Origin of the sequence: Massilia sp. LXY-6 (genome assembly GCF_051233485.1) — a bacterium.
In the GTDB taxonomy this organism is placed as follows: Bacteria; Pseudomonadota; Gammaproteobacteria; order Burkholderiales; family Burkholderiaceae_D; genus Telluria.
This window is the reverse complement of sequence record NZ_JBKFGF010000011.1, coordinates 16,071-41,164: the sequence shown is the minus strand read 5'-3', so window position 1 is coordinate 41,164 and position 25,094 is coordinate 16,071. Positions and strand designations below refer to the sequence as shown.

Below are 25,094 nucleotides of genomic sequence, written 5' to 3'. Positions count from 1 at the left end.
TGCCGGCGCAATCCGGGGACTTTGGCTACAATGCAGGTTTTACAGGAGTGGCCATGGACCCGAAAGAATCCCTCATCGAATATCCCAGCGATTTCCCAATCAAGGTGATGGGCGCGACGCATGAGGAGTTCGCCCCGACCATGCTTGAACTGATCGTCCTGCACGACCCGACTTTTCATGAAGGCAAGATGGAAGTGCGTCCCTCCGCCAAGGGCAACTATACCGGCCTGACCGTGGTCGTTCGTGCAACCAGCCGCGAGATGCTGGACAAGCTGTACACCGAGCTGTCGTCCCATCCGATGGTCAAAATCGTTCTCTAAGCAACACTAATAGGGGGCCTGCGGGCACGGGACATGGGCCTGGCTTATAATGTCGAGGCATTCCATTCCCGTTCCCACAGTTTCCATGCCAGCGAACCGCCCTGCCATCCGTGAGCTCGGCCGCGCCGATTACGATACCGTCTTCGCCGCCATGCGTGCCTTCACGGACGCGCGCACGCCCGACACCCCCGACGAACTCTGGATCGTCGAGCACCCGCCGGTGTTTACGCTCGGCCTGGGCGCCGACCGCGGCCATGTCCTGAACGCGCACCAGATCCCGGTGGTCCAGACCGACCGCGGCGGCGAGGTGACCTACCACGGTCCCGGCCAGGTCGTGATCTACCTGCTGATGGACCTGCGCCGCAACAAGCCAGGCGGCAAGCTGTACGCACGCCAGTTCGTCCACAAGATCGAGCAGGCAGTCATCGATGTGCTGGCGGCGTATAATCTGGCGGGTGAACGCGTCGAAGGCGCTCCCGGCATCTATATCGCCGAGGGGCCGCGCAAGGGCGCCAAGATCGCGGCCCTCGGCCTGAAAGTACGCGGCAACGGCTGCACCTACCACGGCGTCTCGCTGAACGTGGCGATGGATTTGTCTCCCTTCACCTGGATCAACCCGTGCGGCTATTCCGGGCTGGCCACGGTGGACATGCGCACCATGGGCGTGGAAGCGCCGTTGCACGATGTGCAGCAGGCGCTGGCGCAGGCCCTGGCCGGCCATTTGTCCGCAACGATCAAACCAACTGAAACCCTATCGGGGTAAAGAGCACATGACTTCCGAAATCGATACCGGCACCGCCGCAGCAGCTGCCTACAACGCCAGCGAAAAGCAAAAGGGCGCGAGCAAGACGTCGCGCATCCCGATCAAGATCGTGCCGGTCGAGCAGCACGAGCGCCTGAAAAAACCGGACTGGATCCGCGTGAAGGCCGTCACCGCGTCGTCACGCTTCTACGAGATCAAGGACATCCTGCGCGCCAACAACCTGGTGACGGTGTGCGAAGAAGCGAGCTGCCCGAACATCGGCGAGTGCTTCGGCAAGGGCACCGCGACCTTCATGATCATGGGCGACAAGTGCACCCGCCGTTGCCCGTTCTGCGACGTCGGCCACGGCCGTCCCGACCCGCTGGACGTGAACGAGCCTGGCAACCTGGCCAAGACCATCGCCGACCTGCGCCTGTCCTACGTGGTGATCACCTCGGTCGACCGCGACGACCTGCGCGACGGCGGTGCCGGCCACTTCGTCGAGTGCATCCAGAAGACGCGCGCGCTGTCGCCGAACACCAAGATCGAAGTGCTGGTGCCGGACTTCCGCGGCCGCCTGGAAAAGGCGCTGAACATCTTCGCCGACGGCCTGCCGGACGTGATGAACCACAACCTGGAAACCGTGCCGCGCCTGTACAAGGAAGCACGCCCGGGCGCCGACTACCAGCACTCGCTGGTGCTGCTGCGCGACTTCAAGGCCAAGTACCCGAATGCCGTCACCAAATCCGGCCTGATGGTGGGCCTGGGCGAGACCGACGAGGAAATCCTCGAAGTCATGCGCGACATGCGCGCACATGACATCGACATGCTGACCATCGGCCAGTACCTGGCGCCGTCGAACTCGCACCTGCCGGTGCGCCGCTACGTGCACCCTGACACTTTTAAAATGTTCGAAGAGAAGGCCTACGAGATGGGCTTCGTGCACGCGGCCGTGGGCGCGATGGTGCGTTCGTCGTACCACGCGGACCAGCAGGCGCATGAGGCGGGCGTGGCTGCGTAAGCCAGTCTTTCCTCGATCAGCAGTACATGGTGGGCGGAAGCCGCCCACCCTACGGGACCGTGATTCGGCGTAGGGTGGGCGGCCTCCGCCCACGCTTTTTTCACCGATTGATCCCGCACGTGGCTTGCCGAACGTAGCCCGCGCGCCAAGCGCGCTATATTGGCGACAACCCAAGCCCGTGCATAAAAAAACATGAGCCAACACCATTCCCGTTATCCCGCCAACGACGCCGCCGACACCAACCTGGGCGACGATGACGCCTTCCTCGAACACGACCTGAAGCTGAGCCAGCGCGGCGTCGAGCTGGTCAAGATGGAAGGGCGCGTGTTCCTGCGCTTCAGTGGCGCGGTGCGCGCGGACGGCCTGCACGTCGATTACCGCCTGGTGCCGGCGCGCGGCGTGCTGGCCAAGCCCAGCAAGTGGAGAAAAATGGACCTCGGCGCGCGCCGCGAGCTCATCGAAGAGCGCGCCACCCGCGACGCCATCGACGACCTGAACCAGGACGTCGAGGAATTCGTGCGAGACATTGCCGACCGCTGCGAGGATGCCGGCTTCGATCCGATGCTGTTCCTGCACGTGCTGGAGGAACTGGAAACGTCCGAGCCGGCCGAATACGTGTTCGAGCGCATCCGCCAGCGCCTCGACCACGCCGTCGAACGCGACCAGGAAGAGCGCCACGCCGCGCGCACCAAGGAAAGCATCAACCTGGCCGAGTACCCGCAATCCTTCGAGGTCGCCAGCAAGATGGCGCGCCGCTTCATCGCCCTGCTCGGGCCGACCAATTCCGGTAAAACCCACCGCGCGATGGAACACCTGGCACAGGCCGAGAGCGGCGTCTATCTTGCCCCGCTGCGCCTGCTGGCGCTGGAAAACTACGAGCGCCTGCAGGGCGTGGTGAGGGAAGACGGCGAACCGCTGGCCGTCAGCCTGGTCACCGGAGAAGAGCGGCGCCTAGCCGAGAACGCGACCCACGTCGCCAGCACCGTCGAGATGCTGGACACCAGGACGAAGGTCGAGGTGGCGGTGATCGACGAGATCCAGATGCTGGCCGACCGCGACCGCGGCGCCGCCTGGACCGCGGCCGTGTGCGGTGCGCCGGCCTCCGTCGTCTACCTGGTCGGCGCGCCCGAAGCGCGGCGCGCGATCGAGGCCCTGGCCGAGCGCCTGGAGTGTCCGCTCGAGGTGCACGTGTTAAAGAGGAAAGCGCCGCTGTCGATGGAGCCCGGCGCGGTGCGCAAGATCAGGAACCTGAAACGCGGCGACGCCGTCATCGCCTTCTCGCGGCGCGACGTGCTGATGTGGCGCGACATGATCACGGAAACGGGCTTGTCGGTGGCCACGGTCTACGGCAATCTGTCTCCGGAAGTGCGGCGCGCCCAGGCCGAGCGCTTCCGCGAGGGCCAGGCCGACATCGTGGTCGGCACCGACGCGCTGGCGATGGGCCTGAACATGCCGATCCAGCGCATCGTGATGACCACGGCCGTGAAGTACAACGGCGTCGAGGAAGAAGAAATCTCGGCCGCGCTGGCCAAGCAGATCGCCGGACGGGCAGGGCGCTACGGCGTGCACGAGGAAGGTTTTGTCGCCGGCTACGACGACGATACCCACGACATCATGCGCTCGCTGATGAAGGAAAAGATCCCGCCGGTGCCGGCCACCGGCTTCGCGGTCGCGCCTTCGCTCGAGCAATTACACCGGATCGCCTCGGTGACGGGCGAGACCTCCCTGGTCAAGCTGTTGCGGCGCTTCGTGCACAACATCGACGTGCCGGACGGCTTTTTCTACCCGCGCATTACGGAAGAGCAGAACGAGCGCGCCGAATGGCTCGACACCCTCGACCTGAGCGTGGCCGAGAAATTCACGATGTCGCTGGTGCCGATCTCGACCCGGGTGCCGACCCTGGAGAGCGCCTGGAGCCATTGGGCGCAGTCGCTGGCGAAGAAGAAGATCTGCAAGCTGCAGCCGCATCCGCAGGAACTGTTCTGGCAGAACCTGCAGGAAGTCGAGGACACCTGCCGCATGTACTCGGCCTATGCCTGGCTGGGTTATCGGATGCCCGAGTTCTTCCCCAGCATCGAGCTGGCCCAGCAATTGGCGCGCGAAGCCTCCGAGCGCGTCGATTCGCTGCTGCAGCAGCAGAACGCGGCGGCGCGCAAGCGGCAGTCGAAAAAGGAAAGAGGGCGTTGGTAAAACTTCGCGGGAGCGACGTCTAGACGCTGCGTGCCTCAACCGGCCTTTTCTTGCTTGACCACTTTCCCCACTGCCTCCAGCCATTCTTCCCAGATCGCCGGATCCCGGGTCTGCCCGTCGGCCCCGAGCTTGTATTCGCTCACCAGGTCGGCCAGGTCGCTGGATTCGGTCAGGTCGACCTCGCGTTCGAGGAAGGCCAGCATGGCCCGGTAGGCTTGCTCGACCGTCATCGTGTCGTTTGCTGCACTCATGCTGTTCTCCCTTCAATGATTCAAGGCCGATGATTCAGGGCCGATGATTCAAGGCCGGCAGCGCGAAGTGATGCCGGTGCCGTTTCCGCCCGCCACCGGAATGTCGGATGGCGGCGTGCCATTTCCCGACACCATGGTGTGGCCACCCACGTAGCGCAAGGGCAATTCCTCGCCGGCGTAGTCGGCCAGGCCCTGCGGCACGTAGATCGCGAAGCGGTAGTCGAGGTTCGGATAGAAGCCGTGGCGGAACACCTGGCTGGGCGGCCCCTGGTGGATCTCTGCCGTAATGGCGTCGACGATGGCGGCGGTATCGGTGCGCGTGTTCAGGTCGATCGAATCCTCGAGCCGCAGCGTGTAGGGACGCAGCGGTCCGAAGTGACGGTCGTCAAACTGCACCCGGAAACGGTCGACGTCGTAATAGAAGGCCGGCACCCCGGGACCGGTGGCGTCCACGCTGCACAGTACGAACACGGCCCAGAAGCCTTGCGACTCGAGCGGCAGCACGAAATGGACGGCCTCGTTGCGGCGCAGCACTACCGGCGTCCTGAAGTCGATCCGGTGCACGTTCGCAACGTGCTGGTAATGCAGGATGACGGTATCGCGCAAGCCGGGGTCGGCACTCGTACAGCCCGCCAGCAGGAGCGGGAGCAGGAGGGCGGACTTGAATGGCTTACGCATTAGAATCTCCTTTGCCAGCGAACGCATCAAGCTTGGGCCAGGCAGACGGGCAGGACTTGCGGGAGCTCAGGGGGGCGAACTTATGAGCTGGCGCTCAGCGACTTCTGCAACAGCGTGTGCAGCGCCGCGAAATCCGGCTCGCCCAGGTAGCGCTTGAGGATCTTGCCGTCCTTGCCGATGACGAAGGTGGTCGGGGTCATCGCCACGTCGCCGAATTGCTTGGCCAGGTCGCCGCCGGAATCGAGCGCGACCTTGAACGGCAGCTTACGGGTCTCGGCGTAGTTCAGGACATAGTTCGGCGGATCGTAGCTCATCGCGACGGCGACGAATTCCAGGCCCTGGTTGCGGAACTTGTTGTAGGTCGCGACCATCTGCGGCATTTCCTTCACGCAGGTGGCGCAGGAGGTTGCCCAGAAATTGACCATCACGACCTTGCCGCGCAAATCTTGCGAGCTGATCTTCTGGCCGTCGATGCTGATGAAGGTGACGTCCGGGGCGGCCGGCTGCTGGCTGAAGGCGGCGAAGCCGATGCCGGCGATCGCGAGCACGGTGGCGCCGATGGCGGCCGGCTTGATCCAGGAAGGGTTTGAGGCAGGAGCGGTCATGAGTTCATCTCATCCGTGAACGGGCGACAAGCCATTATAGGCTCGCCGCCTTTTCCTTGCGCTTACTGGGTTTGCGATGCCTGCTGCGGCTGCATCGTGCGCAGGTCTTCTTCGCTGATGTATTCGAACATCTTGACGACGCGGATCACGCCGGACACGCCTTGTGCCACCTGGGCCGCGATATTTCCTTCGCGCTGGGTCACCAGGCCCATCAGGTAGACGTTGCCGCGCTCGGTCACGACCTTGAAGGAATTGGCCGAGACCGTCTTCTTGTCGGCCAGGCTGAGCTTGACCTTGCTGGTGATCAGGGCGTCGTTCGAACGCGAGGTATAGCTCGACGGGCCGGCGATCACCAGTTCGTTGATCACGTTGTCGACGTTGGTGATGCCGCGCACTTCGTTCTCGACGGCACGCTTCATTTCCTCATCGCGCACTTCGCCGGTCAGCAGCACCTTGCGGTTATAGCTGTTGATGCTGACGTGGCCGGCGTCGCCGACGATCTGCGGCATGCGGGTCTCGGCCTTCACGGCGATCGCCTTGTCTTCGGTCTGGGCGCCCAGGGTGCGGCGATCGGTGCTTGCCACCGCGCCGGCGACCATGCCGCCTGCCACCACGGCCACGCAACCTTGCAGCGATGCCATCAAGGACGCGAGCACGGCGGCGGTCAGAACGACTTTCTTAACTTGCATCTTCTTCTCCGAACAGGGCGACATCGATGCCGTCGCAGATACTGTGGATCGCCACCAGATGCACTTCCTGGATGCGCGCGGTGCGTGCGTGCTGCACGTTGATATGGACGTCGGCATCGGTCAGCAGCTGGCCCAGCTTGCCGCCATCCTTGCCGGTCAGGGCGACCACGCGCATCTCGCGCTCGAGCGCCGCTTCGGCGGCCGCCAGCACGTTGGCGGAGTTGCCGGACGTCGAGATCGCCAGCAGGATGTCGCCGGCCTGGCCCAGGGCCTGGACCTGCTTGCTGAAGATCTCGTTGAAGCTGTAGTCGTTGGCGACCGCCGTGATGATCGAGGTGTCGGTGCTCAGCGAGATCGCGGGCAGCGGAAAACGCTCGCGCTCGAAGCGGCCGACCAGCTCGGCAGCAAAGTGCTGGGCGTCGCCGGCTGAACCGCCGTTGCCGCATGCCAGGATCTTGTTGCCGTTGGACAGGGCATTGAACATCAGTTCGATGGCCTGGGAAATGGGTTGTGCCAGCAGCTGGCCCGACTTCAGCTTCAGTTCGGCGCTTTCCTGGAAATGAGCGAGGATGCGTTGAGTATTCATGGTCGAAGATTATAGTGCAGCGGCAACGTCTACCGCGCAAGTGGGGTAAAAAATGCTTACACTTCAATGGGATTCGATGGCGTTCCGATACCATTCGAGCTGGCCGCCGTCGATCGCGACGACGTCGATGCGGCAGGGCGGCAGGCGTTGGAAGCGCTGCAGATAGACCTGGGCGGCGCGCACGATGCGGCGGATTTTCGCCGGCGTGATGCTGGCGGCGGCCCCGCCGCGCGAACGGTCGGCGCGCTGGCGCACCTCGACGAAGACCAGGGTCTGTTCCTCGCGCATGACGAGGTCGATCTCTCCCAATTTACACCGGAAGTTCGCTTCGATCAGCACCAAACCGTGGCGTTGAAGATACGCCAGCGCCGATTCTTCTCCCTGTCGACCCAGTTCCTGCTTTGGTGACAGGCGGGCCGGCCACATCTCAGGGGCTCGCGTCGACCGGTTCGAAGTCGCCGCCCCGGTAGACGGCCATGGATTCGCGGCGCCGCAGGCGCGGGTTGCCGCCGGCGTCTACCTCCAGATGGCCGGTGACGCCGTCGATGACGAAGGGAGATCCCGGACGCAGGGCCAGCTCGCGCGCGACCAGGAAGGCGTCGATGCCGAGCGCGTACAGGCGGTTCATGGTCAGCGCCTGTTCGGTGTCGAGCGGACGCGGATACATCATCACCGCGCGGTTGTCCGGCCGTATCATCCACGGCAGGTCGACCACGCGCAGGCCGTCCAGCTCCGGCAGGCCCATGCCGGGCGCGCGGCCGGGATTGCCGGAACTGCCGACGTAGCAGGGGATGGCGTTGCCGGTCTGGGCGCGCACCTGGCGCAGCTCGACCACGTCGAGCGCGCCGAACAGCAGCCCGGGCGGATCGACGTCCAGCCGCATCTTCAGCTCGGAGATGACGCCAGGGTCGATCCGGCCGCCGGTGGACGGGACGCTGAAGCGCTGGCCCGTATGGCCGAGTTCGTTCCAGCGCGCTTCGAAGGCGGCGGCCGCGCGCTGGGCCCAGGGGGCATTGCTGGTCAGGATCAGCACCCGTCCGTGCGGATGCTCGCGCGCCGCCCAGTCGGCGGCCTGGCGCGCCTCGTCCTCGATCGACAGGCCGGCCACCACCATGCCTCGCGGTAAGTTACCGCGCGGTTCGGGATGGTTCAGGGCAACGGTCGGGCGGCTCACGGTGCCGCCGGCGGCCAGCGCGCTGACGGCGGGACGGGCCAGCGGTCCGACCACGACGTCGTGCGAAGCGGCGGCCCGGGAATAGGCGGAGAGGGTATCGTCGGCGCTGTCGCCGGTGGGGACCAGTTCGACCTCGACGCCGGCGCCGTCGCGCTCGACGCTGGCCATGAAGCCGGCACGCACGGAATCGGCGGCGGCGCCCAGCGCGCTGGAATTCATCGGCAGCAGCAGGGCGACGCGGACCTGGCCGGCGTTCCCGGCTGCGGGCGCGGCGTTGGCGCGCGGTTCAAGCGGCTCCCGGCCCGGCAGCTGGATCGGCCTGGTCTGGACCGGCGCGGCTTCCGGCTCGCGTGGCGGCGGCACATAGCTGGGTGGCGGCGCGGGCGCGCGCTCCGGGCAGGCATAGTCACCGCTCCTGGGACTTGTGTTTGCGCCCCCGGGCGCGCACAATCCCTGCGGCTCGTCGAGGCTTACCGTGCTGCAGCCGGCCAGCAGCACCATCGCCAGGCTTGTACCCAGCGCTTTGAGATTTTTAATCAGCATTCGATCCCCACATGACCGTCACCCAGTCCAGCCAGATCGCCCAATTGCCCGTCCTGGGCGAGGCAGCCCAGCAGTCCTATCCTACCGCAACGCTGTACGTCGTGGCCACACCGATCGGCAATGTCACCGACATTAGCCTGCGTGCCCTGCACGTGCTGATGATCGCCGACGTCGTCGCCTGCGAGGACACGCGCAAGACCGGCGCCCTGCTGACGCGCTTCGGCCTGAACAAGCAGATGGTGGCGGCCCACCAGCACAACGAGCGCGAGGTGGCCGACAAGCTGGTGCAGCGCCTGCGCGCGGGCGAGCGCGTGGCGCTGGTGTCGGACGCCGGCACGCCGGCCGTCTCCGATCCCGGCGCCCGCATCGTCGACGCGGTGCGCAACGCCGGCCTGAACGTGGTGCCGGTGCCGGGCGCCTCGGCGGCGGTCACGGCGCTGTCGGCGAGCGGCCTGGTGAACGACCGTTTCCATTTTGTCGGCTTTTTACCGGCCAAGGCCAAGCAGCGCGAAACGGAACTGGCCCGGCTCAAGCTTGAAACCTCGACCCTCGTGTTCTACGAGGCGCCGCACCGCATCACCGACTGCGTCGAGGCCTTGGCCAGCGTGTTCGAGCCGACGCGCCAGGTCGTGTTCGCGCGCGAGCTGACCAAGATGTTCGAAGAGATCCACCGCTGCCAGTTGAACGAGGCGCTGGCCTGGGTCAAGGCCGACCAGCACCGCGAGCGCGGCGAATTCGTGGTCCTGGTCGAAGGCGCGGCACCGGCCGGCGACGAGGGAGATGCGGAAGCGGAGCGGATCCTGCAGATCCTGCTGACGGAGTGCTCGGTGAAGCAGGCGGCGAATCTGACGGCGCAGATTACCGGGCGCAAGAAGAATGCGCTGTACGAGCGGGCCTTGCAGATCAAGGGTGAAGCCTGAACCGTCGTTCCAGCTAGCCCCATGCTGAAGCACTGGGCACGGTCACCACTTGCAGCCGCTGTCCTTCTTGTCCATCGCCAGGAAGATCGGCGCCAGTAGGCCACCCGGCACGCCATCCTTGCAGTCCGCCCGCTTCGCTCCCTTGATGGCCCGTTCGAATTTGTTTTCGGTCTGCAAAGGCGGAGGCGGCAGCCGTTCCAGCGCCGTTCCCACCTTGGCCGGGTCCGGCTCGTCCGCCACCTGGCGCGCGAGCTTGCGTGCGGCGTCCAGGTTGAAGCGCGGCGTGGCCTCAGGTGCCGCATCGGCGGGCGGCGCGGCGGGCTGGGTATCGACCTTGAAACCTTCCTCGGATGGCGCCGCCGGCGGCGGCACGGCGATGATGCGGCGGGCAGGGCGGGTGTGTGCTGGCGGCTTGCTGCGCGGCGCGGGCTGCGCTGCAGGCAGGGCGGGCTCGGCTACCGGCGGATGTTCCGGCGCCGCCTGCAGGCGCACGGTGAGCGTTTCGGTGACGGTGGCGGGCAAGGCCGCCGGCCGCGGCTGGCGATAGATCGACAACAGCAGCGCATGCACGGCCAGCGAGATGGCGATGCCCGCCGCGATGCGTGTCGTTTGCTTGCGGTCGGGAAGGGCATCGAAGCCCGGACCCGGGAAATGGTCGATGACGGCATTCATAAGCGACTCCCATCGATTCTGTGCCGGAAAGCCTCAACTGCGCGCATTTGCGCACGTTCACGAGTGCTTTCCTTGACCGGGGGCTCCGCGGACGTTATGATGGCTGTCTTCGGAGTGTAGCGCAGCCCGGTAGCGCATCTGGTTTGGGACCAGAGGGTCCAAGGTTCGAATCCTTGTACTCCGACCAGTATAACGAAAAGGCCGACAGTGAAAGCTGTCGGCCTTTTTCATTTCCGCCAAGCGACATGGTGGGCACGGGTGCCCACGATCACGCCGAATCAGACCGCGCGCTTGGCCAGCAGTGCATTCCCGGCCCGGCTCACGCCCTTGCGGCCCAGTTGCTGCGAAATGAAGTGGCCGGCCTCCACCACCTGGTCGAGGTCGATGCCGGTCTCGATGCACAGCCCGTTCATCATGTAGAGCACGTCCTCGGTGGCGACGTTGCCGGTCGCGCCCTTCGCGTACGGGCAGCCGCCCAGGCCCGACACCGACGAGTGGAAGATCGCCACGCCCACTTCCAGGCTGGCGTAGATGTTCGCCAGGGCTTGGCCGTAGGTGTCGTGGAAATGGCCGGAGATGCCCTCCAGCCTGAAGGCGCGCGCCGCCGTCTCCATCACGGCCTGGGTTTTTCTCGGGGTCGAGACGCCGATCGTGTCGGCGATGTCGATCTCGTCGCAGCCCAGCTCGCGCATGCGCGCCACCACGTCGGCCACGGCCTCGAGCGGCACTTCGCCCTGGTAGGGGCAACCGAACGCGCAGCTGATGCTGCCGCGCAGGCGCAGGCCGTGTTCCTTGGCGGCCTTCGCCACCGTCTCGAAACGCGCGATCGATTCGGCGATCGAGCAGTTGATGTTCTTTTGCGAGAAGGCTTCCGAAGCCGAGCCGAAGATCACGACTTCGTCCGCCCTGCTTGCCAGGGCCGCTTCAAAACCTTGCATGTTCGGCGTCAGCGCCGAGTAGATCGTGCCCGGACGGCGCGTGATGCCGGCCATGACTTCCGCGCTGGTCGCCATCTGCGGCACCCATTTCGGCGAGACGAAGGACGCGGCCTCGATGTTGGGGAAGCCGGCGCGCGACAGGCGGTCGACCAGTTCGATCTTCACGGCGGCGGACACCGCTTCCTTTTCGTTCTGCAGCCCGTCGCGCGGGCCGACTTCGACGATTTTTACTTGTGCAGGCAGATTCATTATTAATATCCCCGGTTGCGGTCGACCACGTCGGCGACGTGTTCACCCTGTTCGAGCAGCTTGATCTTGTGCGCGATCTGGCGCACGGCTTCCTCGCGGACCGTGAGCGCCGAGATGTGCGGCGTGATGGTGATGCGTGGTTCGCTCCAGAACGGATGCGGCGCGGGCAGCGGTTCGTTGCGGAACACGTCCAGCGTGGCACCCAGGATGTGGCCTGAGCGGATCAGGCCCAGCAAGTCCGGCTCGGCGACCTGGGCGCCGCGCGCCACGTTGACCAGGTAGGCTCCCTCGGGCAGCTTCGACAGCCGCGCGCGGTCCAGCAGGTTGTTCGTCTCCGGCGTGAGCGGCAGCATGCAGACCAGCACGCGCGTGCCTCGTAAAAAATCGTCGAGCGACGCCATGCCGGCGTAGCAGTCCACGCCCGGCAGGTCCTTGGCCGTGCGGCTCCAGCCACGCACCGGAAAGCCGAGCTGGCGCAGTGCCTGCACCACCGGGATGCCGAGCTTGCCCAGTCCCAGCACGCCGACCGTGAACGCGTCTTTTCTGCGCGCCGCGAGCGGATGCCACACGCCCTGGCGCGCCTGTTGTTCGTATTCGTCGAAGCGGCGGAAGTAGCGCAGCACGGCATATGCCACGTATTCCGCCATCTGCTCGCCCATGCCGGCGTCGCCGAGGCGGATCACCGGCACGTCGGGCAAGGATTCGCCGAATTTCAGGATGGCGTCCACGCCCGCGCCCATCAGGAAGATGGCCTTCACCTGCGCGAGCTGGTCGAGCAGGGCAGGGGTGGGCGCCCACAGGACGGCGTAGTCGCAGGGGGGCAGAGGCCGTCCCTCTTCCCACGCCACCGTCTCGGCCTGCGGCAGCGCCTGCGCGAAATCGCGTGCCCACGGCTCGATCACGCCGTCGCCACGGTACAGGAGGAGTCGCAAGCTGCCTCCTCAGGCCGCGGCCTTGAAGGCCAGCAGCGGCGCGCCGTCGGCCACCTGGTCGCCGACCTGGTACAGGATCTCCTCGACCAGGCCATCGCTCGGCGCCGCGATCGTGTGTTCCATCTTCATCGCTTCCATGATCACCAGCGGCTCGCCCTTTTTCACGCTCTGGCCGTCCTTCGCGATCACGGCCACCACCTTGCCCGGCATCGGCGCGGTCAGGCGGCCCCCCGCCGCTTCCACCTCACCGGCATGCGCCATCGGGTCGGCGTAGTGCAGGGTGGTGTGCAGGCCGCCGCTGAACACGTGCAGCAGTTCGCCGTCGCGGCGCACGGTGCCGTGCAGGGCCGTGCCGTCGAGCCGGATCGCATAGTCTCCGCCGCGCTTCGACACCAGCGCCAGCGGGTGGGCTACACCGTCCAGCTCCAGCACCCAGCCGTGCGGGTGGTAGGCCAGGGCGACGTCATACGCCTTGGCGTCGAGGGCGGCGCTGTAGTCGTCGCTGAAGGCCAGCACCCGGCGGTAGCTGCCGTTCATGCGCCAGCCGTGGGTGCTGGTCCACGGGTCGGCCGGATTGCGCGATACGGACAAGGCCTGTTCGGCATCCGCCAGCGCGACGGCGGCCAGGGCCAGCGCTCCTTTTGGTGCCGGGCCGGCCGGCGGGAACAGGGAAGCGTTGTTCCGCTCGATTAGGCCGGTGTCGAGGTCGGCGCTGGCAAAGGCTTGTCCCTCCACCAGGCGCTTCAGGAAGGCGATGTTGGTGGCCAGGCCGACGATGTGGAACTCGGACAGCGCCTGCGCCATGCGCGACAGCGCCTGGGTGCGGTCCGCGCCCCACACGATCAGCTTGGCGATCATCGGGTCGTAGAACGGAGAAATGGCATCGCCTTCGCGCACGCCCGAATCGATGCGCACGCCGGCCGGGGCGGCTGCCGAGCCACCCAGTTCGAACGACACATGCGAGGGCACGTCCATGAATCGCAGCGTGCCGATCGAGGGCAGGAAGCCCTTTTCCGGATTCTCGGCGTAGACGCGCGCCTCGATCGCGTGGCCGTGGATGGCCAGTTCGTGCTGCCGCTTCGGCAGCGGCGCACCAAAGGCCACGCGCAACTGCCATTCGACCAGGTCGGTCCCGGTGATCATCTCGGTGACCGGATGCTCCACTTGCAGGCGCGTGTTCATTTCCATGAAGTAGAACGAGCCGTCCTGGTTGGCGATGAATTCGACGGTGCCGGCGCCGACATAGTTCACCGTGCGCGCGGCCGCCACCGCCGCCTCGCCCATCGCGGCGCGGCGTTCAAGCGTCATGCCGGGCGCCGGCGCTTCTTCCAGCACCTTCTGGTGGCGGCGCTGCACCGAGCAGTCGCGCTCGTGCAGGTAGACGCAGTTGCCCAGCTTGTCGGCGAACACCTGGATCTCGATGTGGCGCGGGCGGGTCAGGTATTTCTCGACCAGCACCTTGTCGTCGCCGAAGGACGAAATCGCTTCGCGCTTGCAGGAAGCCAGGGCCGCCTGGAAATCTTCCGAACGTTCCACCACACGCATGCCCTTGCCGCCGCCGCCGGCGCTGGCCTTCAACAGCACCGGATAGCCGATGCGGTTCGCCTCGCTCTGCAGCAGTTCCGGATCCTGGTCGTCGCCATGGTAGCCCGGCACCAGCGGCACGTTCGCTTGCTCCATTAACTGCTTGGCGGCCGACTTCGACCCCATCGCGCGCATCGAGGAGCCCGCCGGGCCGATGAAGACCAGGCCGGCCGCCTCGCAAGCTTCGGCGAATTCCGCGTTCTCGGACAGGAAGCCGTAGCCCGGGTGGATGGCCTGGGCGCCGGTGGCCTTGGCGACCTCGATGATCTTGTCGCCGCGCAGGTAGCTGTCCTTGGCCGCGGCCGGGCCGATCAAGACCGCTTCATCGCAGACCGCGACGTGCTTCGCGCCGGCGTCGGCTTCCGAGTAGACGGCAACGGTACGGATGCCCATGCGGCGCGCGGTGGCGGCGACACGGCAGGCAATTTCGCCACGGTTGGCGATGAGGATCTTGGTGAACATGTGGTGTCTCGTCTTTTATATTGTTTATAAAGTTAGTGGATCAGCACCCGCAGCTTTCCTTCTGCACCGACTCCAGCATCGCCGAGCGCGTCCTGAGGCCCAGCTTCTCCAGCAGCTTGCGGTCGTCATCCGCCTCCGGGTTGTCGGTGGTGAGCAGCTTGTCGCCGTAGAAGATCGAGTTGGCGCCGGCCATGAAGCACATCGCCTGCACCGCTTCGCCCAGCTCGCGCCGGCCGGCCGACAGGCGCACGCGGGCCTTCGGCATGGTGATGCGGGCCACGGCGATGGTACGCACGAACTCGATCGGGTCCAGCGGCGGCAGGCCGTGCAGCGGCGTGCCTTCGACCTGCACCAGGTGGTTGATCGGCACCGATTCCGGATACGGGTTCATGTTGGCCAGCTGGGCGATCAGGCCGGCGCGCTGTTCGCGCGTCTCGCCCATGCCGACGATGCCGCCGCAGCAGATCTTCAGGCCGGCGTTGCGTACGCGGCCGAGCGTGTCGAGGCGGTCGTTGTATTCGCGGGTCGAGATCACGTCGCCATAGAAGTCGGGCGAGGTGTCGATGTTATGGTTGTAGTAGTCCAGGCCGGCCTGCTTCAGCTGCTCGGCCTGTCCCTCTTCCAGCATGCCGAGGGTGGCGCAGGTTTCCATGCCCAGCGCCTTCACGCCGCGCACCATCGCCTCGACCTTCTCCATGTCGCGCTCCTTCGGGCTGCGCCAGGCGGCGCCCATGCAGAAGCGGGTCGCGCCCTTGGCCTTGGCCTCGGCCGCGGCGGCCAGCACGGTGTCCAGTTCGAGGATTTTTTTCGCTTCGACGCCGGTGTCGTAGCGCGCCGCCTGCGGGCAGTAGCCGCAGTCTTCCTCGCAGCCGCCGGTCTTGATCGACAGGAGCGTGGCCAGCTCGACGTCGCCGTCGGGGAAGTTGGCGCGGTGCGCCTGTTGGGCGCGGAACATCAGCTCCGGCAGCGGCAGCTCGAACAGGGCCTTGACCTCGGCCAGCGGCCAGGTGGCGTCCTTCGGCAGCGAAGCTTGGGTAGCGGGCGGGTGGAGGGTAACGACTTGGGACATGGTGTTTCCTTTATGGGTATTTCAGCAGCGTGCGGACGGCCATCCCGGCACGCCCGCGAGCTCGATATAGACCGCCGCATCGGCGGCCGATGGTTGTTCAAGGCGCGGCACGCGTCCCAGCAGGGGCGCGGGCATGCGTTTTTCGAGCGCGGCCACGTTCTCGTCGGCGAAGCGCATGTCGGGATCGACCTGGTTGGCGACCCAGCCGGCCAGCACCAGGCCGCGCGCGACGACCGCTTCGGCGGTCAGCAGGGCATGGTTGATGCAGCCCAGGCGCAGGCCGACCACCAGGATCACCGGCAGGCCGAGCTGCACCGCCAGGTCGGCGCTGTCGAAATCGTCGGAAAAGGGCACGCAGAAGCCGCCCACGCCCTCGACCACGGTGGCGTCGGACGCTCCCAGTATTTCGGCATAGGCGGTCATGATCGGCACCGGCTCGATGCGCACGCCTTCCAGCTCGGCCGCGATGTGCGGCGCGCAGGGCTCGCGCAGCATGAACGGCGTGGTGATGTGCTGCGGCAGGTTGACGTTGCCGGCGGCGCGCAGCATGGCGGCGTCTTCGTTGTGGAGCATGCCGTCGCGCTCTTCGGCGCCGGCCGCGATCGGCTTCATGCCGCAGGCGCGCTGGCCGTGCTGCACCAGCTTGTGCAGGATCGCGGCGCTGATCAGGGTCTTGCCGATTTCCGTATCGGTGCCGGTCACGAAGCAGGCGAAGCGGATCGGCACGCCTTCGGCCGCCAGCGGCGCCGGCACGGCGGTGGGCACCGGCGCGGTCGCCGTCATCGGTTCGGCAAACCCGATGTCGGGCTGGGCGGAAGTGCCGCCCGGTTGTTCAGGATCGTTGAGGCTCATGTTCCGGTCCTTTCCATCTCATGTTCGAGCTTGTTGAGCGCAGCGGCCAGCTGCGCGACGTCTTCCTCGGTGTGCGCGGCGCACAGGGTCACGCGCAGGCGCGCCGTGCCCGGCGCCACGGTCGGCGGGCGGATCGCCGGCACCCACAGGCCCTGCTCGTGCAGGCGGCTCGCCACCCGCAGCGCTTCGTCGTTGGCGCCGATGACGATCGGCTGGATCGCCGTGTGCGAGACGGGACGCTGCCAGCGCTGCAGCTTCAGTTCGCGGTCGAGCAGCGCGATCAGCCTGGCCAGGTGGGCGCGCCGTGCGGCGCCTTCCTCGCCCTCGATGATGTCGAGGCTGGCCAGCAGCGCATGCGCGAGCGCGGGCGGGGCCGCGGTCGTGTAGATGTAGGGGCGGGCACGCTGGATCATCAGCTCGATGACGGCTGCATGCGCCGCGACGAAGGCACCGCCGACGCCGGCGGCCTTGCCCAGCGTGCCGACGTAGACCAGGTTGGGCGAACGCAGCTTGCAATGCTCGAGCGCGCCGCGGCCGTTCTCTCCCAGCACGCCGAAGCCGTGGGCATCGTCGACCACCAGCCAGGCGCCGTGGCGTTCACACAGGGCCAGCAGCCCGGGCAGCGGGGCCAGGTCGCCGTCCATGCTGAATACGCTGTCGGTGACGACGATTTTCGTGGTGGCCTTGCTGGCCGCGAGTTTCGCTTCCAATGCGGCCACGTCGCCATGCGGGTAGACCGTGACGCCGGCCCGCGCCAGGCGTGCGCCGTCGATCAGGGACGCGTGGTTCAGCGCTTCCGAAAAGATCACCGCGTCCGGATCGTTGCCCAGCGCCGTGAGCACGGCCAGGTTGGCCATGTAGCCGGTGCAGAAATACAGCGCCTTCGCATCGACCAGGTGCGGAGACTCCAAGGCGGCCAGGCGCTCTTCCAGCAGCGCATGCGCGCGGCTATGGCCGGACACCAGGTGCGAGGCGCCGCTGCCGGCGCCGTACAGTTCCGCTCCTTCGCGCAGGGCCGCGACCACGCGCGGGTGCGCGGCCAGGCCCAGGTAATCGTTGCTGCAGAAGGCGAGCATGGGACGGCCATCGACCACCTGGCGCGGTGCGCACGGGGTGTCGGCGGTGCGGCGGCGGCGCGTCAGGCTCTGGCCCGCCAGCGCGTCCAGCTGGCGCTCGAGGCCCGCGATGAGGTCGATGGTCATTCGGCGATCACCTTTTCGAATACGGTGCGGGTGCGCGCCGCCAGCCCGGCGATCTCTTCCTCGTCCAGCACATAGGGCGGCATCAGGTACACGGTGCGGCCGATCGGGCGCAGCAGCAGTTCGTTCTCGACCGCGGTGCTGAAGAAGCGGCGCGCGAAGGTCGAAGCGCGTGGAGCGTCCGGCTCGACGGCGTCGAACGCCAGGATCATGCCGCGCTGGCGGAAGTTGGTCACGCGCTCGTGTTCCAGCAGCGGGGCCATTTCCAGCATCAGGCGCGTGGCCGTGTCGCGGTTCTTGACCAGCACGTCGTCGTCCCGGAAGATCTGCAGGGTCGCCAGCGCCGCGCGGCAGGCCAGGGCGTTGCCGGTGTAGGAGTGCGAGTGCAGGAAGCCGCGCGTGATGTCTTCGCTGTAGAAGGCCTCGTAGATCCTGTCGCTGCTGAGCACCAGCGACAGCGGCAGGTAGCCGCCGCTGATCCCCTTCGACAGGCACAGGAAATCCGGCCAGATGGCAGCCTGTTCGCAGGCGAAGAAAGTGCCGGTGCGGCCGCAGCCGACCGCGATCTCGTCGGCGATCAGGTGCACGTGGTAGCGGTCGCACAGCTCGCGCAGGCGCTGCAGGTAGAGCGGGTCGTGCATCGCCATGCCGGTTGCGCACTGCACCAGCGGCTCGACGATGATGGCGGCGATGGTGTCGCCGTTCTCGGCAAATAGCTGCTCGACGTCCTCGATCGCGCGGCGCGCCACGTCCTGGGCCGATTCGCCGTCCACGGCATTACGGGCATCGGGCGAGGCCACGGTGCGCGAGGCGCGCAGCAGCGGGCCGTAGGCATCCTTGAACAGGGCGACGTCGGTGACGGCCAGCGCACCGACGGTCTCGCCGTGGTAGGAACCCTGCAGGCAGACGAATTCTTGCTTGTTCGGATAACCGGCGTTGCGCCAGTAATGGAAACTCATCTTGAGCGCGATCTCGACCGCCGAGGCGCCGTCCGACGCATAGAAGGCGTGGCCCAGCGCATGGCCGGTCAATGCCGCCAGTTGTTCGGACAGTTCGACCACCGGCTCGTGGGTGAAGCCGGCCAGCATCGCGTGTTCCAGCTGGTCGAGTTGCTGCTTGAGGGCGGCGTTGATGCGCGGGTTGGCGTGGCCGAACAGGTTGACCCACCACGAGCTGATGCCGTCCAGGTAGCGCCGGCCTTCATGGTCGTAGAGCCACGGCCCCTTGGCGTGGCTGACGGCGATCAGCGGCACCTCTTCGTGGTGCTGCATCTGCGTGCATGGGTGCCAGACGCTGCGCAGGCTGCGCGCGATCCAGTCGGACGAGGTATTACGGTTCAAAATTTTATTCCAGCCATGAGGGTTTGCGCTTTTCGAGGAAGGACGCGACCCCTTCGCGTCCCTCGGCGGATGCACGGATGTGCGCGATGCGGCCGGCGGTATCGGCCAGCAGCACGTCGTCGATCGGCAGCCCGGCGATGTCGCGCACCAGCTTCTTCGCTTCGCGCACGGCGTTCGGGCTGTTGTTCACCAGCGCCTTGACGATCCCGGCGACGGTGGCGTCCAGCTCTTCGGCCGGCACCACCTCGTGGGCCAGGCCGAGGCGCTTGGCGCAGCTAGCGTCGAAGCGCTCGGCGGTGAGGAAGTAGCGGCGCGAAGCCTGGTCGCCCATGGCCTTGATGACGTAGGGCGAAATCGTGGCCGGGATCAGGCCCAGCTTCACTTCGGACAGGCAGAAGTTCACGCCTTCGCTCGCCACCACGATGTCGCAGGCCGCCACCAGGCCCATGCCGCCGGCGTAGCAGTCGCCCTGCACTTTCGCCACCACCGGCTTCGGGCTGAAGTAGATGGTGCGCAGCATGTCGGCCAGGCGCAGGGCGTCGGCTTCGTTCTCATCGAAGGAGTAGCCGGCCATCTTTTTCATCCAGTTCAGGTCCGCGCCGGCGCAGAAGGCCGGGCCGTTCGCGGCCAGCACGATCGCGCGGATATCCGCGTCCTGGCCGGCTTCGTCGAAGGCCATCGTCAGGTCGGCGATGGCGGTCTCGTTGAAGGCGTTGCGTACGTCCGGACGGTTCAGGGTAATGGTTGCGACCTTGTCCGCAACGGAGATCTCGAGGCTGTCGTAGGTATCCATGTTCTCTCCTTACATGCGGAAGACGCCGAACTTCGTGTCTTCGATCGGCGCGTTCAGCGCGGCGGACAGGCCCAGGCCCAGCACCATGCGGGTATCGGCCGGATCGATCACGCCGTCGTCCCACAGGCGCGCGGTGGCGTAGTAGGGGTGGCCCTGGTGCTCGTACTGTTCCTTGATCGGCTGCTTGAACGCGGCTTCTTCATCGGGCGACCACTGGCCGCCCTTGGCCTCGATGCCGTCGCGCTTGACGGTGGCCAGCACGGAAGCCGCCTGGTCGCCGCCCATCACGGAGATGCGCGCGTTCGGCCACATCCACAGGAAGCGCGGCGAGAAGGCGCGGCCGCACATGCCGTAGTTTCCGGCGCCGAAAGAGCCGCCGATGATCACGGTGAATTTCGGTACCGAGGCGGTCGCCACCGCCGTCACCATCTTCGCGCCGTTGCGGGCGATGCCCTCGTTCTCGTACTTGCGGCCGACCATGAAGCCGGTGATGTTCTGCAGGAACACCAGCGGGATCTTGCGCTGGCAGCACAGCTCGATGAAGTGGGTGCCCTTCAGCGCCGACTCCGAGAACAGGATGCCGTTATTCGCGATGATGCCGACCTTCATGCCATAGACGTGGGCGAAGCCGCACACCAGCGTGGTGCCGTAGCGGGCCTTGAACTCGTCGAACTCGCTGCCGTCGACGATGCGGGCGATGACTTCGCGCACATCGAAGGGTTTGCGGGTGTCGACCGGGATCACGCCGTACAGCTCTTCGCGGGCGTACTTCGGCTCCTGGGCTTCACGCAGCGCGCCCTGCACCGGTTTCACGCGGTTCAGGTTCGAGACGATCGTGCGGGCCAGCGACAGCGCGTGGGTGTCGTTCTGCGCCAGGTGGTCGACCACGCCGGACAGGCGGGTGTGGACGTCGCCGCCGCCCAGGTCTTCGGCGCTCACCACTTCGCCGGTCGCCGCTTTGACCAGGGGCGGGCCGCCCAGGAAGATCGTGCCCTGTTCCTTGACGATGATGGACTCGTCGCTCATCGCCGGCACGTAGGCGCCGCCGGCGGTGCAGGAACCCATCACCACGGCGATCTGCGGGATGCCTTTGCTTGAGAGATTCGCCTGGTTGTAAAAGATGCGGCCGAAGTGGTCGCGGTCGGGGAAGACATCGTCCTGGTTCGGCAGGTTGGCGCCGCCCGAGTCGACCAGGTAGATGCAGGGCAGATTGTTCTGCTCGGCGATCTCCTGGGCGCGCAGGTGCTTCTTGACGGTCATCGGGTAATAAGTGCCGCCCTTGACGGTGGCGTCGTTACAGACGATCACGCATTCCTGGCCGCTGACCCTGCCGATACCGGTGATGATGCCGGCGGCCGGGGCGGCGCCGTCATACATTTCATAAGCAGCAAGCTGGGAGAACTCGAGGAAGGGCGTACCCGGATCGAGCAGCATCTGCACACGGTCGCGCGGCAGCAGCTTGCCGCGGGCGACGTGGCGGCTGCTTGCCACTTCGCCGCCGCCCTTGGCGCTTGCTGCGACTTTCGCGCGCAGGTCGTCGACCAGGGCTTGCATGGCCGCGGTATTGGCCTTGAAATCCTCGCTACGTAAATTGAGTTTGCTGTCGATCTGGGGCATCGCGTCTCCTGCGTATTCTATTTAGTACCTTGCTCGGGGAAGCTGCCGTCCACATAGAACCAGCGCGGTACGCCGCCGGGCGTTTCGGGTTCGCGCACGAAGTTGCTGATCTCGTGCAGCCGCTGCGCGCGGCCGTTGACCCTGAAGCGGGCGACGAATTCGACGGTGTCCTGGTCTATCTGTTCCGGCAGATCTGCTTTACGTTGACGTAAACGTAAAGCAGATTTTATCTCAAGTCCGAGCCATTGAATCTTTTCATTTTTGTCGATGATGGGATCAATGGGCCGGGTACTGGGATGCCAGGTGGCGCGCAGGTAGTCCTCGACCTGCATCACATAGGCCGTGTAGCGCGAACGCATCAGCGCTTCGGCGGTCGGCGGCAGCGCGGCGCCGGCGATGTAGGGGCCGCAGCATCGCAGGATGGGCAGGTTGCTGCCGCAGGGGCAGCCGGATGTCGGCGGGGTAAGCATGGCGGCAATTATCCGCCATTTCAGGGGCTCGGTGAGAGGGCGTGTCTGTTTGGAATTTCAGAGAAGACGGCACGTTGGATGCAATTGCCTCATCTTCGGAGATCTTTTGCTGAAAATAAATTCAACCCACACGAAAAAAATTTACGCCGTCCCTGTGAAGGCGGGACCCCATACGCGCGTTCTGATTTAATTTGGGGCCAGAGCAAATTTCCCGTTCTGTTAACGCATCAGGGGTTGTTGACTGTCACGCACAAATCCCGGCAACGATGCCAAATCAAGAACGGAGACTTCGCCATATTGATCGGCGGATGACCCAAGCTCGGTACCGCCGAGCAATTGCCCAAAAACGGGCTCTGACCCCGGTTTGCGTTAGCGCAGGGTCAGGCCGTCCAGCGCGAACGGCGGTGCCTTTCCTTGCACCAGGTCGGCCAGCAGGCTGGCGGTGCCGCAGGCGAAGGTGAAGCCGAGCGGGCCGTGGCCGACGTTCAGCCACAGGTTCGCGTACGGCGACGGGCCGACGATCGGGGCGCTGTTCGGCGTGGCCGGGCGCAGGCCGGCCCAGGGGGTGACGCTGCCGTAGTCGGCCGCGTGCGGCATGGTCTCGCGCACCTGGCGCGTCAGGCTGGCCAGGCGGCGCGCGTCCAGGCTCAGGTCTTCGCCGACCATGTCGACCATGGCGGCCACCCGCAAGTTAGCGCCGATGCGCGCATACAGCACTTTGCGTTCGAAGTCGGTGACGCTGATTTCCGGCGCCACGTCGTCCGGACGGATCGGCGCCGTCAGGCTATAGCCCTTGAGGGGATACAGCGGCAGCGAGATGCCGGCGCTGGCGGCCAGTGCGCGGCTCTGCATGCCCGCCGCCAGCACGTAGGCGTCGGCTTTCACCAGCCCGGTGCTGGTTTCCACGCCGGCGATCTTGTTGCCGGCGCTGACGAGGCGCGCGGCGGCGCCGTGCACGAAGCCGGTGAAGCGCGGGTGCGCGGCGATGCGTTCGGCCAGCGCCACGCAGAAGGCGTAACAGTCGGCCACCGCTTCGCCGCTGTTGTAGATCCCGCCCTGCAGTTGATCGGCGACGGAGGCCAGCGCCGGTTCGTGGGCGGCGCACTCGGCCGCGCTCCAGACCTGGCGGGTGGGGGAGGCATCGGGTTTCGCGGTGGCGGCCTCGAAGGCCTTGCGGGTGCGGTAGACCACCAGCTTGCCGGATTCGCGCCACTGGAAAGATTCCGGCGGCACCACCGCTTCCAGCCGGACCATCGAGCGGCGCGACAGTTCGCCCAGCTCCAGCAGCTTATGCGTGGTCTGCCGGTTGGCGTCGGCGCGGCAGTTGGCGAGGAAGGCCGCCAGCCAGCGCCACTGCTGGGCGTCGAACTGGGGCTTGAAGTGCAGCGGGCCGTATTCCTGGAACATCCACTGGAGCGCTTTCAGCGGCACGCCGGCGTCGGCAAAGGGCGACACATAGCGGTAGCTGAGCTGGCCACCATTGCTGAAGCTGGTACCGGTGCCCACTTGCGGTGCACGTTCGAGCAGCGTGACCTTGTGGCCCGCCTCGAGCAGCCACCAGGCCGAGCTCAGGCCGACCACCCCGCCGCCGATCACGAGTATTTCTTGCATCCGTGCACACTATTTTCTTCGATGATGACGTGAGAGCTTAGGGGCTGGCCCCGGCTTTCGCTAATGAATGTAGCGCAGGCAGGCATAACCGCCGGTCATGCGCGCACCAGAATGGCGCGCCGGTGCATCGCCGTGAGGATCTGTTCCTGGAACCGGGCCAGCGCGGAATACCTGCCTTGATACGCCTGCGGATCGGTCGAAGTGCCGCCCACCAGCGCGATCATGCCGTTGCGGTGCTGGAGGTCGGCGGCGAATACCGCCATCAGACCGTAGGCATCGCCCAGGTGGCCGACCGCCGTGAAGCCGCCGCCTTCGACCAGGCGGGTGCGGGTGGCGGGATCGTCCGGGAACTGCTCGTTGCCCAGGCCCCAGCAATTAAACAGGCCGTCGAGGCTGTCGCCGTTGCCGCCTTTGCCGTCGTAGGTCCATTGGCGCGAGAACATCCGGTCCAGCGTCGCCTGCCGCAAAAAGCGTTTCTCCTCGTGCATCCCGCCATTCATCAGCATGCGCATCACCGTGCCCATGTCGCGCGCCGAGATGCGCAGGCCGCCGGTCGGGCTGAACGGCGTGGCGTTGCTGCCGATGACGTAGCGTTCGATGCCGGGCGGTGGAGCGGGCGGCGCCTTGCCGTAGTCGTCGGCCTGGGCGATCCAGGGGCCGTTCGCATCCCAGACTTCGGTGTCGACGGTGCGCTTGCGGTACAGCGTGGCGATGTCGGCAACCTCGCTGGCCGGCAGTTCGGACGGGTTGTAGCCGGCGCGCAGGCCGAGCGGCTCGACCAGCAGGCGCCGCATCAGGCGGTCGAAGCGCTCGCCCGTGACCCTTTCCATGACGGTGCCGATCACACCCCAGCCGAGGTTGCAGTAAGTGAAATACGCGCCCGCGCCGGCGTTCGCCGCCCACATCTTCCCTTCGCCGTACAACCGGCTGCCGGGCACCAGCACGTCCTTCAGGGCCGTGTCCACGCCCCAGGAATAGCCGGCCTCGTCGCGCAGGGACGCCGTGTGGGTCAGCAGGTGGCGAAGAAGAATCGGCTGGTCCGGAAAGTGCGGATTACGCAAGCTGAAACCGAGGTAGCCGGAAACGTCGGCATCCAGGTCGATCTTGCCCTCCTCGACCAGGCGCATCAGGCCGAGGGTGGTCATCATCTTCGAGATCGAGGCGATGCGGAACAGCGTATGGGCGTCGACCGGCTTGCCCGCCAGGCCGCCGGCGGCAATGATTCGCTGGCCGAACTGGCCTTCGTAGGCAATCCGGCCATTGCGGATCGCCAGTACCGACAGGCTGGCCAGTTCGCAAGCCGGGTTCGACGCGATCGCGGCCAGTTCCCGGTCGAGCTTCGCCTTCAGCGCGGCCGGCATGGCGCCCGCTGCGCCACCCGGGCCGGGCGTGGCCGCCGTCAGCGGATCGATCAAGCCTAACAAAGCCATGCCGAGTACCTTGCGTCTGCCGTGGTTCATTCCATCCCCTTGTCTTTATGATGTCCAGCATACGGAGTCGCCGCAGGCGGTGCCAATGAATAGGCCTCACCTGTACATAACTTTTCGGAATGATAACGGCTGATCCTTTCATGGCAGGCCGTTCTGA

Annotated in this window: 25 protein-coding genes and 1 tRNA gene; 6 read left to right on the top strand and 20 right to left on the bottom strand. The window is 66.2% G+C overall.

All coding sequences use genetic code 11. The features are described 5' to 3' along the window. Positions 1 to 53: 53 nt before the first annotated feature. The 4 genes from ACI48D_RS06065 to ACI48D_RS06050 all read left to right on the top strand — a co-directional run bounded on the left by ACI48D_RS06065 (position 54) and on the right by ACI48D_RS06050 (position 4,273). Positions 54 to 320: a DUF493 family protein gene (locus tag ACI48D_RS06065; RefSeq protein WP_435570320.1), complete on the top strand. Its 267-nt coding sequence runs from the start codon at positions 54 to 56 to the stop codon at positions 318 to 320. 85 nt (positions 321 to 405) lie between these two features. Beyond that, entirely contained in the window at positions 406 to 1,083 is a 678-nt protein-coding gene (gene lipB / locus ACI48D_RS06060; RefSeq protein ID WP_435570319.1) for a lipoyl(octanoyl) transferase LipB, read from the top strand. Between the two features lie 7 nt (positions 1,084 to 1,090). Next, positions 1,091 to 2,083, top strand: a complete 993-nt coding sequence (lipA, locus tag ACI48D_RS06055; RefSeq protein ID WP_435570318.1) for a lipoyl synthase — start codon at positions 1,091 to 1,093, stop codon at positions 2,081 to 2,083. A gap of 192 nt (positions 2,084 to 2,275) precedes the next feature. Continuing rightward, positions 2,276 to 4,273 (top strand): helicase-related protein, encoded by a 1,998-nt coding sequence (locus tag ACI48D_RS06050; RefSeq protein ID WP_435570317.1) that lies wholly within the window; start codon positions 2,276 to 2,278, stop codon positions 4,271 to 4,273. Between the two features lie 35 nt (positions 4,274 to 4,308). On the opposite strand, the gene ACI48D_RS06045 is transcribed toward ACI48D_RS06050, so the two are convergent. The 7 genes from ACI48D_RS06045 to ACI48D_RS06015 form a co-directional block, all read right to left on the bottom strand. Continuing rightward, the gene (locus ACI48D_RS06045; RefSeq protein WP_435570316.1) at positions 4,309 to 4,524 is read right to left on the bottom strand and encodes a hypothetical protein; all 216 of its coding nucleotides are present in this window, start codon (positions 4,522 to 4,524) and stop codon (positions 4,309 to 4,311) included. A 48-nt stretch (positions 4,525 to 4,572) separates the two neighbouring features. Beyond that, entirely contained in the window at positions 4,573 to 5,202 is a 630-nt protein-coding gene (locus tag ACI48D_RS06040; RefSeq protein ID WP_435570315.1) for a hypothetical protein, read from the bottom strand. A gap of 80 nt (positions 5,203 to 5,282) precedes the next feature. Further along, entirely contained in the window at positions 5,283 to 5,807 is a 525-nt protein-coding gene (locus ACI48D_RS06035; protein ID WP_435570314.1) for a peroxiredoxin family protein, read from the bottom strand. A gap of 62 nt (positions 5,808 to 5,869) precedes the next feature. Further along, positions 5,870 to 6,496 carry a BON domain-containing protein gene (locus ACI48D_RS06030; protein ID WP_435570313.1) on the bottom strand — a complete coding sequence of 209 codons (627 nt, stop codon included), beginning with the start codon at positions 6,494 to 6,496 and terminating at the stop codon, positions 5,870 to 5,872. Then, complete coding sequence (locus ACI48D_RS06025; protein WP_435570312.1) at positions 6,486 to 7,082, bottom strand: phosphoheptose isomerase; 597 nt, start codon at positions 7,080 to 7,082, stop codon at positions 6,486 to 6,488. The genes ACI48D_RS06030 and ACI48D_RS06025 overlap by 11 nt, the downstream gene beginning before the upstream one ends. Before the next feature lie 63 nt (positions 7,083 to 7,145). After that, the gene (locus ACI48D_RS06020; RefSeq protein ID WP_435570311.1) at positions 7,146 to 7,508 is read right to left on the bottom strand and encodes a YraN family protein; all 363 of its coding nucleotides are present in this window, start codon (positions 7,506 to 7,508) and stop codon (positions 7,146 to 7,148) included. 1 nt (position 7,509) lies between these two features. After that, on the bottom strand, positions 7,510 to 8,799 hold the full coding sequence (locus ACI48D_RS06015; RefSeq protein WP_435570310.1) for a penicillin-binding protein activator: 1,290 nt from the start codon (positions 8,797 to 8,799) through the stop codon (positions 7,510 to 7,512). 11 nt (positions 8,800 to 8,810) lie between these two features. Here ACI48D_RS06015 and rsmI point away from each other — a divergent pair, with 11 nt between their 5' ends. Further along, positions 8,811 to 9,719, top strand: coding sequence for a 16S rRNA (cytidine(1402)-2'-O)-methyltransferase (rsmI, locus tag ACI48D_RS06010; protein ID WP_435570309.1), 909 nt, complete (start codon positions 8,811 to 8,813; stop codon positions 9,717 to 9,719). Between the two features lie 42 nt (positions 9,720 to 9,761). Here the strand turns inward: rsmI and ACI48D_RS06005 are convergent, their stop codons facing one another. Beyond that, positions 9,762 to 10,391: a hypothetical protein gene (locus ACI48D_RS06005; RefSeq protein ID WP_435570308.1), complete on the bottom strand. Its 630-nt coding sequence runs from the start codon at positions 10,389 to 10,391 to the stop codon at positions 9,762 to 9,764. Positions 10,392 to 10,501: 110 nt separating this feature from the next. On the opposite strand from ACI48D_RS06005, the gene ACI48D_RS06000 reads away from it, so the two are divergent. After that, positions 10,502 to 10,578 (top strand) — tRNA-Pro (locus ACI48D_RS06000). 91 nt (positions 10,579 to 10,669) lie between these two features. Here ACI48D_RS06000 and ACI48D_RS05995 read toward each other — a convergent pair. The 12 genes from ACI48D_RS05995 to ACI48D_RS05940 form a co-directional block, all read right to left on the bottom strand. Continuing rightward, positions 10,670 to 11,578, bottom strand: a complete 909-nt coding sequence (locus ACI48D_RS05995) for a hydroxymethylglutaryl-CoA lyase (protein WP_435570307.1) — start codon at positions 11,576 to 11,578, stop codon at positions 10,670 to 10,672. Between the two features lie 2 nt (positions 11,579 to 11,580). Further along, on the bottom strand, positions 11,581 to 12,510 hold the full coding sequence (locus ACI48D_RS05990) for a 2-hydroxyacid dehydrogenase (RefSeq protein WP_435570306.1): 930 nt from the start codon (positions 12,508 to 12,510) through the stop codon (positions 11,581 to 11,583). 9 nt (positions 12,511 to 12,519) lie between these two features. Beyond that, positions 12,520 to 14,556, bottom strand: a complete 2,037-nt coding sequence (locus tag ACI48D_RS05985) for an acetyl-CoA carboxylase biotin carboxylase subunit (protein WP_435570305.1) — start codon at positions 14,554 to 14,556, stop codon at positions 12,520 to 12,522. 40 nt (positions 14,557 to 14,596) lie between these two features. Further along, positions 14,597 to 15,625: a biotin synthase BioB gene (gene bioB, locus ACI48D_RS05980; protein ID WP_435570304.1), complete on the bottom strand. Its 1,029-nt coding sequence runs from the start codon at positions 15,623 to 15,625 to the stop codon at positions 14,597 to 14,599. Positions 15,626 to 15,646: 21 nt separating this feature from the next. Then, positions 15,647 to 16,426 (bottom strand): dethiobiotin synthase, encoded by a 780-nt coding sequence (bioD, locus tag ACI48D_RS05975; RefSeq protein WP_435570444.1) that lies wholly within the window; start codon positions 16,424 to 16,426, stop codon positions 15,647 to 15,649. 47 nt (positions 16,427 to 16,473) lie between these two features. Further along, positions 16,474 to 17,673 (bottom strand): 8-amino-7-oxononanoate synthase, encoded by a 1,200-nt coding sequence (gene bioF, locus ACI48D_RS05970; protein ID WP_435570443.1) that lies wholly within the window; start codon positions 17,671 to 17,673, stop codon positions 16,474 to 16,476. 2 nt (positions 17,674 to 17,675) lie between these two features. Next, positions 17,676 to 19,016, bottom strand: coding sequence for an adenosylmethionine--8-amino-7-oxononanoate transaminase (gene bioA / locus ACI48D_RS05965; protein WP_435570303.1), 1,341 nt, complete (start codon positions 19,014 to 19,016; stop codon positions 17,676 to 17,678). 4 nt (positions 19,017 to 19,020) lie between these two features. Beyond that, the gene (locus ACI48D_RS05960; protein WP_435570302.1) at positions 19,021 to 19,809 is read right to left on the bottom strand and encodes an enoyl-CoA hydratase/isomerase family protein; all 789 of its coding nucleotides are present in this window, start codon (positions 19,807 to 19,809) and stop codon (positions 19,021 to 19,023) included. A 9-nt stretch (positions 19,810 to 19,818) separates the two neighbouring features. Further along, positions 19,819 to 21,426 (bottom strand): carboxyl transferase domain-containing protein, encoded by a 1,608-nt coding sequence (locus ACI48D_RS05955; protein ID WP_435570301.1) that lies wholly within the window; start codon positions 21,424 to 21,426, stop codon positions 19,819 to 19,821. Between the two features lie 17 nt (positions 21,427 to 21,443). After that, on the bottom strand, positions 21,444 to 21,896 hold the full coding sequence (locus ACI48D_RS05950) for a YchJ family protein (protein WP_435570300.1): 453 nt from the start codon (positions 21,894 to 21,896) through the stop codon (positions 21,444 to 21,446). Between the two features lie 369 nt (positions 21,897 to 22,265). Continuing rightward, the gene (locus ACI48D_RS05945) at positions 22,266 to 23,507 is read right to left on the bottom strand and encodes a D-amino acid dehydrogenase (RefSeq protein WP_435570299.1); all 1,242 of its coding nucleotides are present in this window, start codon (positions 23,505 to 23,507) and stop codon (positions 22,266 to 22,268) included. Positions 23,508 to 23,602: 95 nt separating this feature from the next. Next, positions 23,603 to 24,967 carry a serine hydrolase domain-containing protein gene (locus tag ACI48D_RS05940; protein ID WP_435570298.1) on the bottom strand — a complete coding sequence of 455 codons (1,365 nt, stop codon included), beginning with the start codon at positions 24,965 to 24,967 and terminating at the stop codon, positions 23,603 to 23,605. Positions 24,968 to 25,094 lie beyond the last annotated feature (127 nt).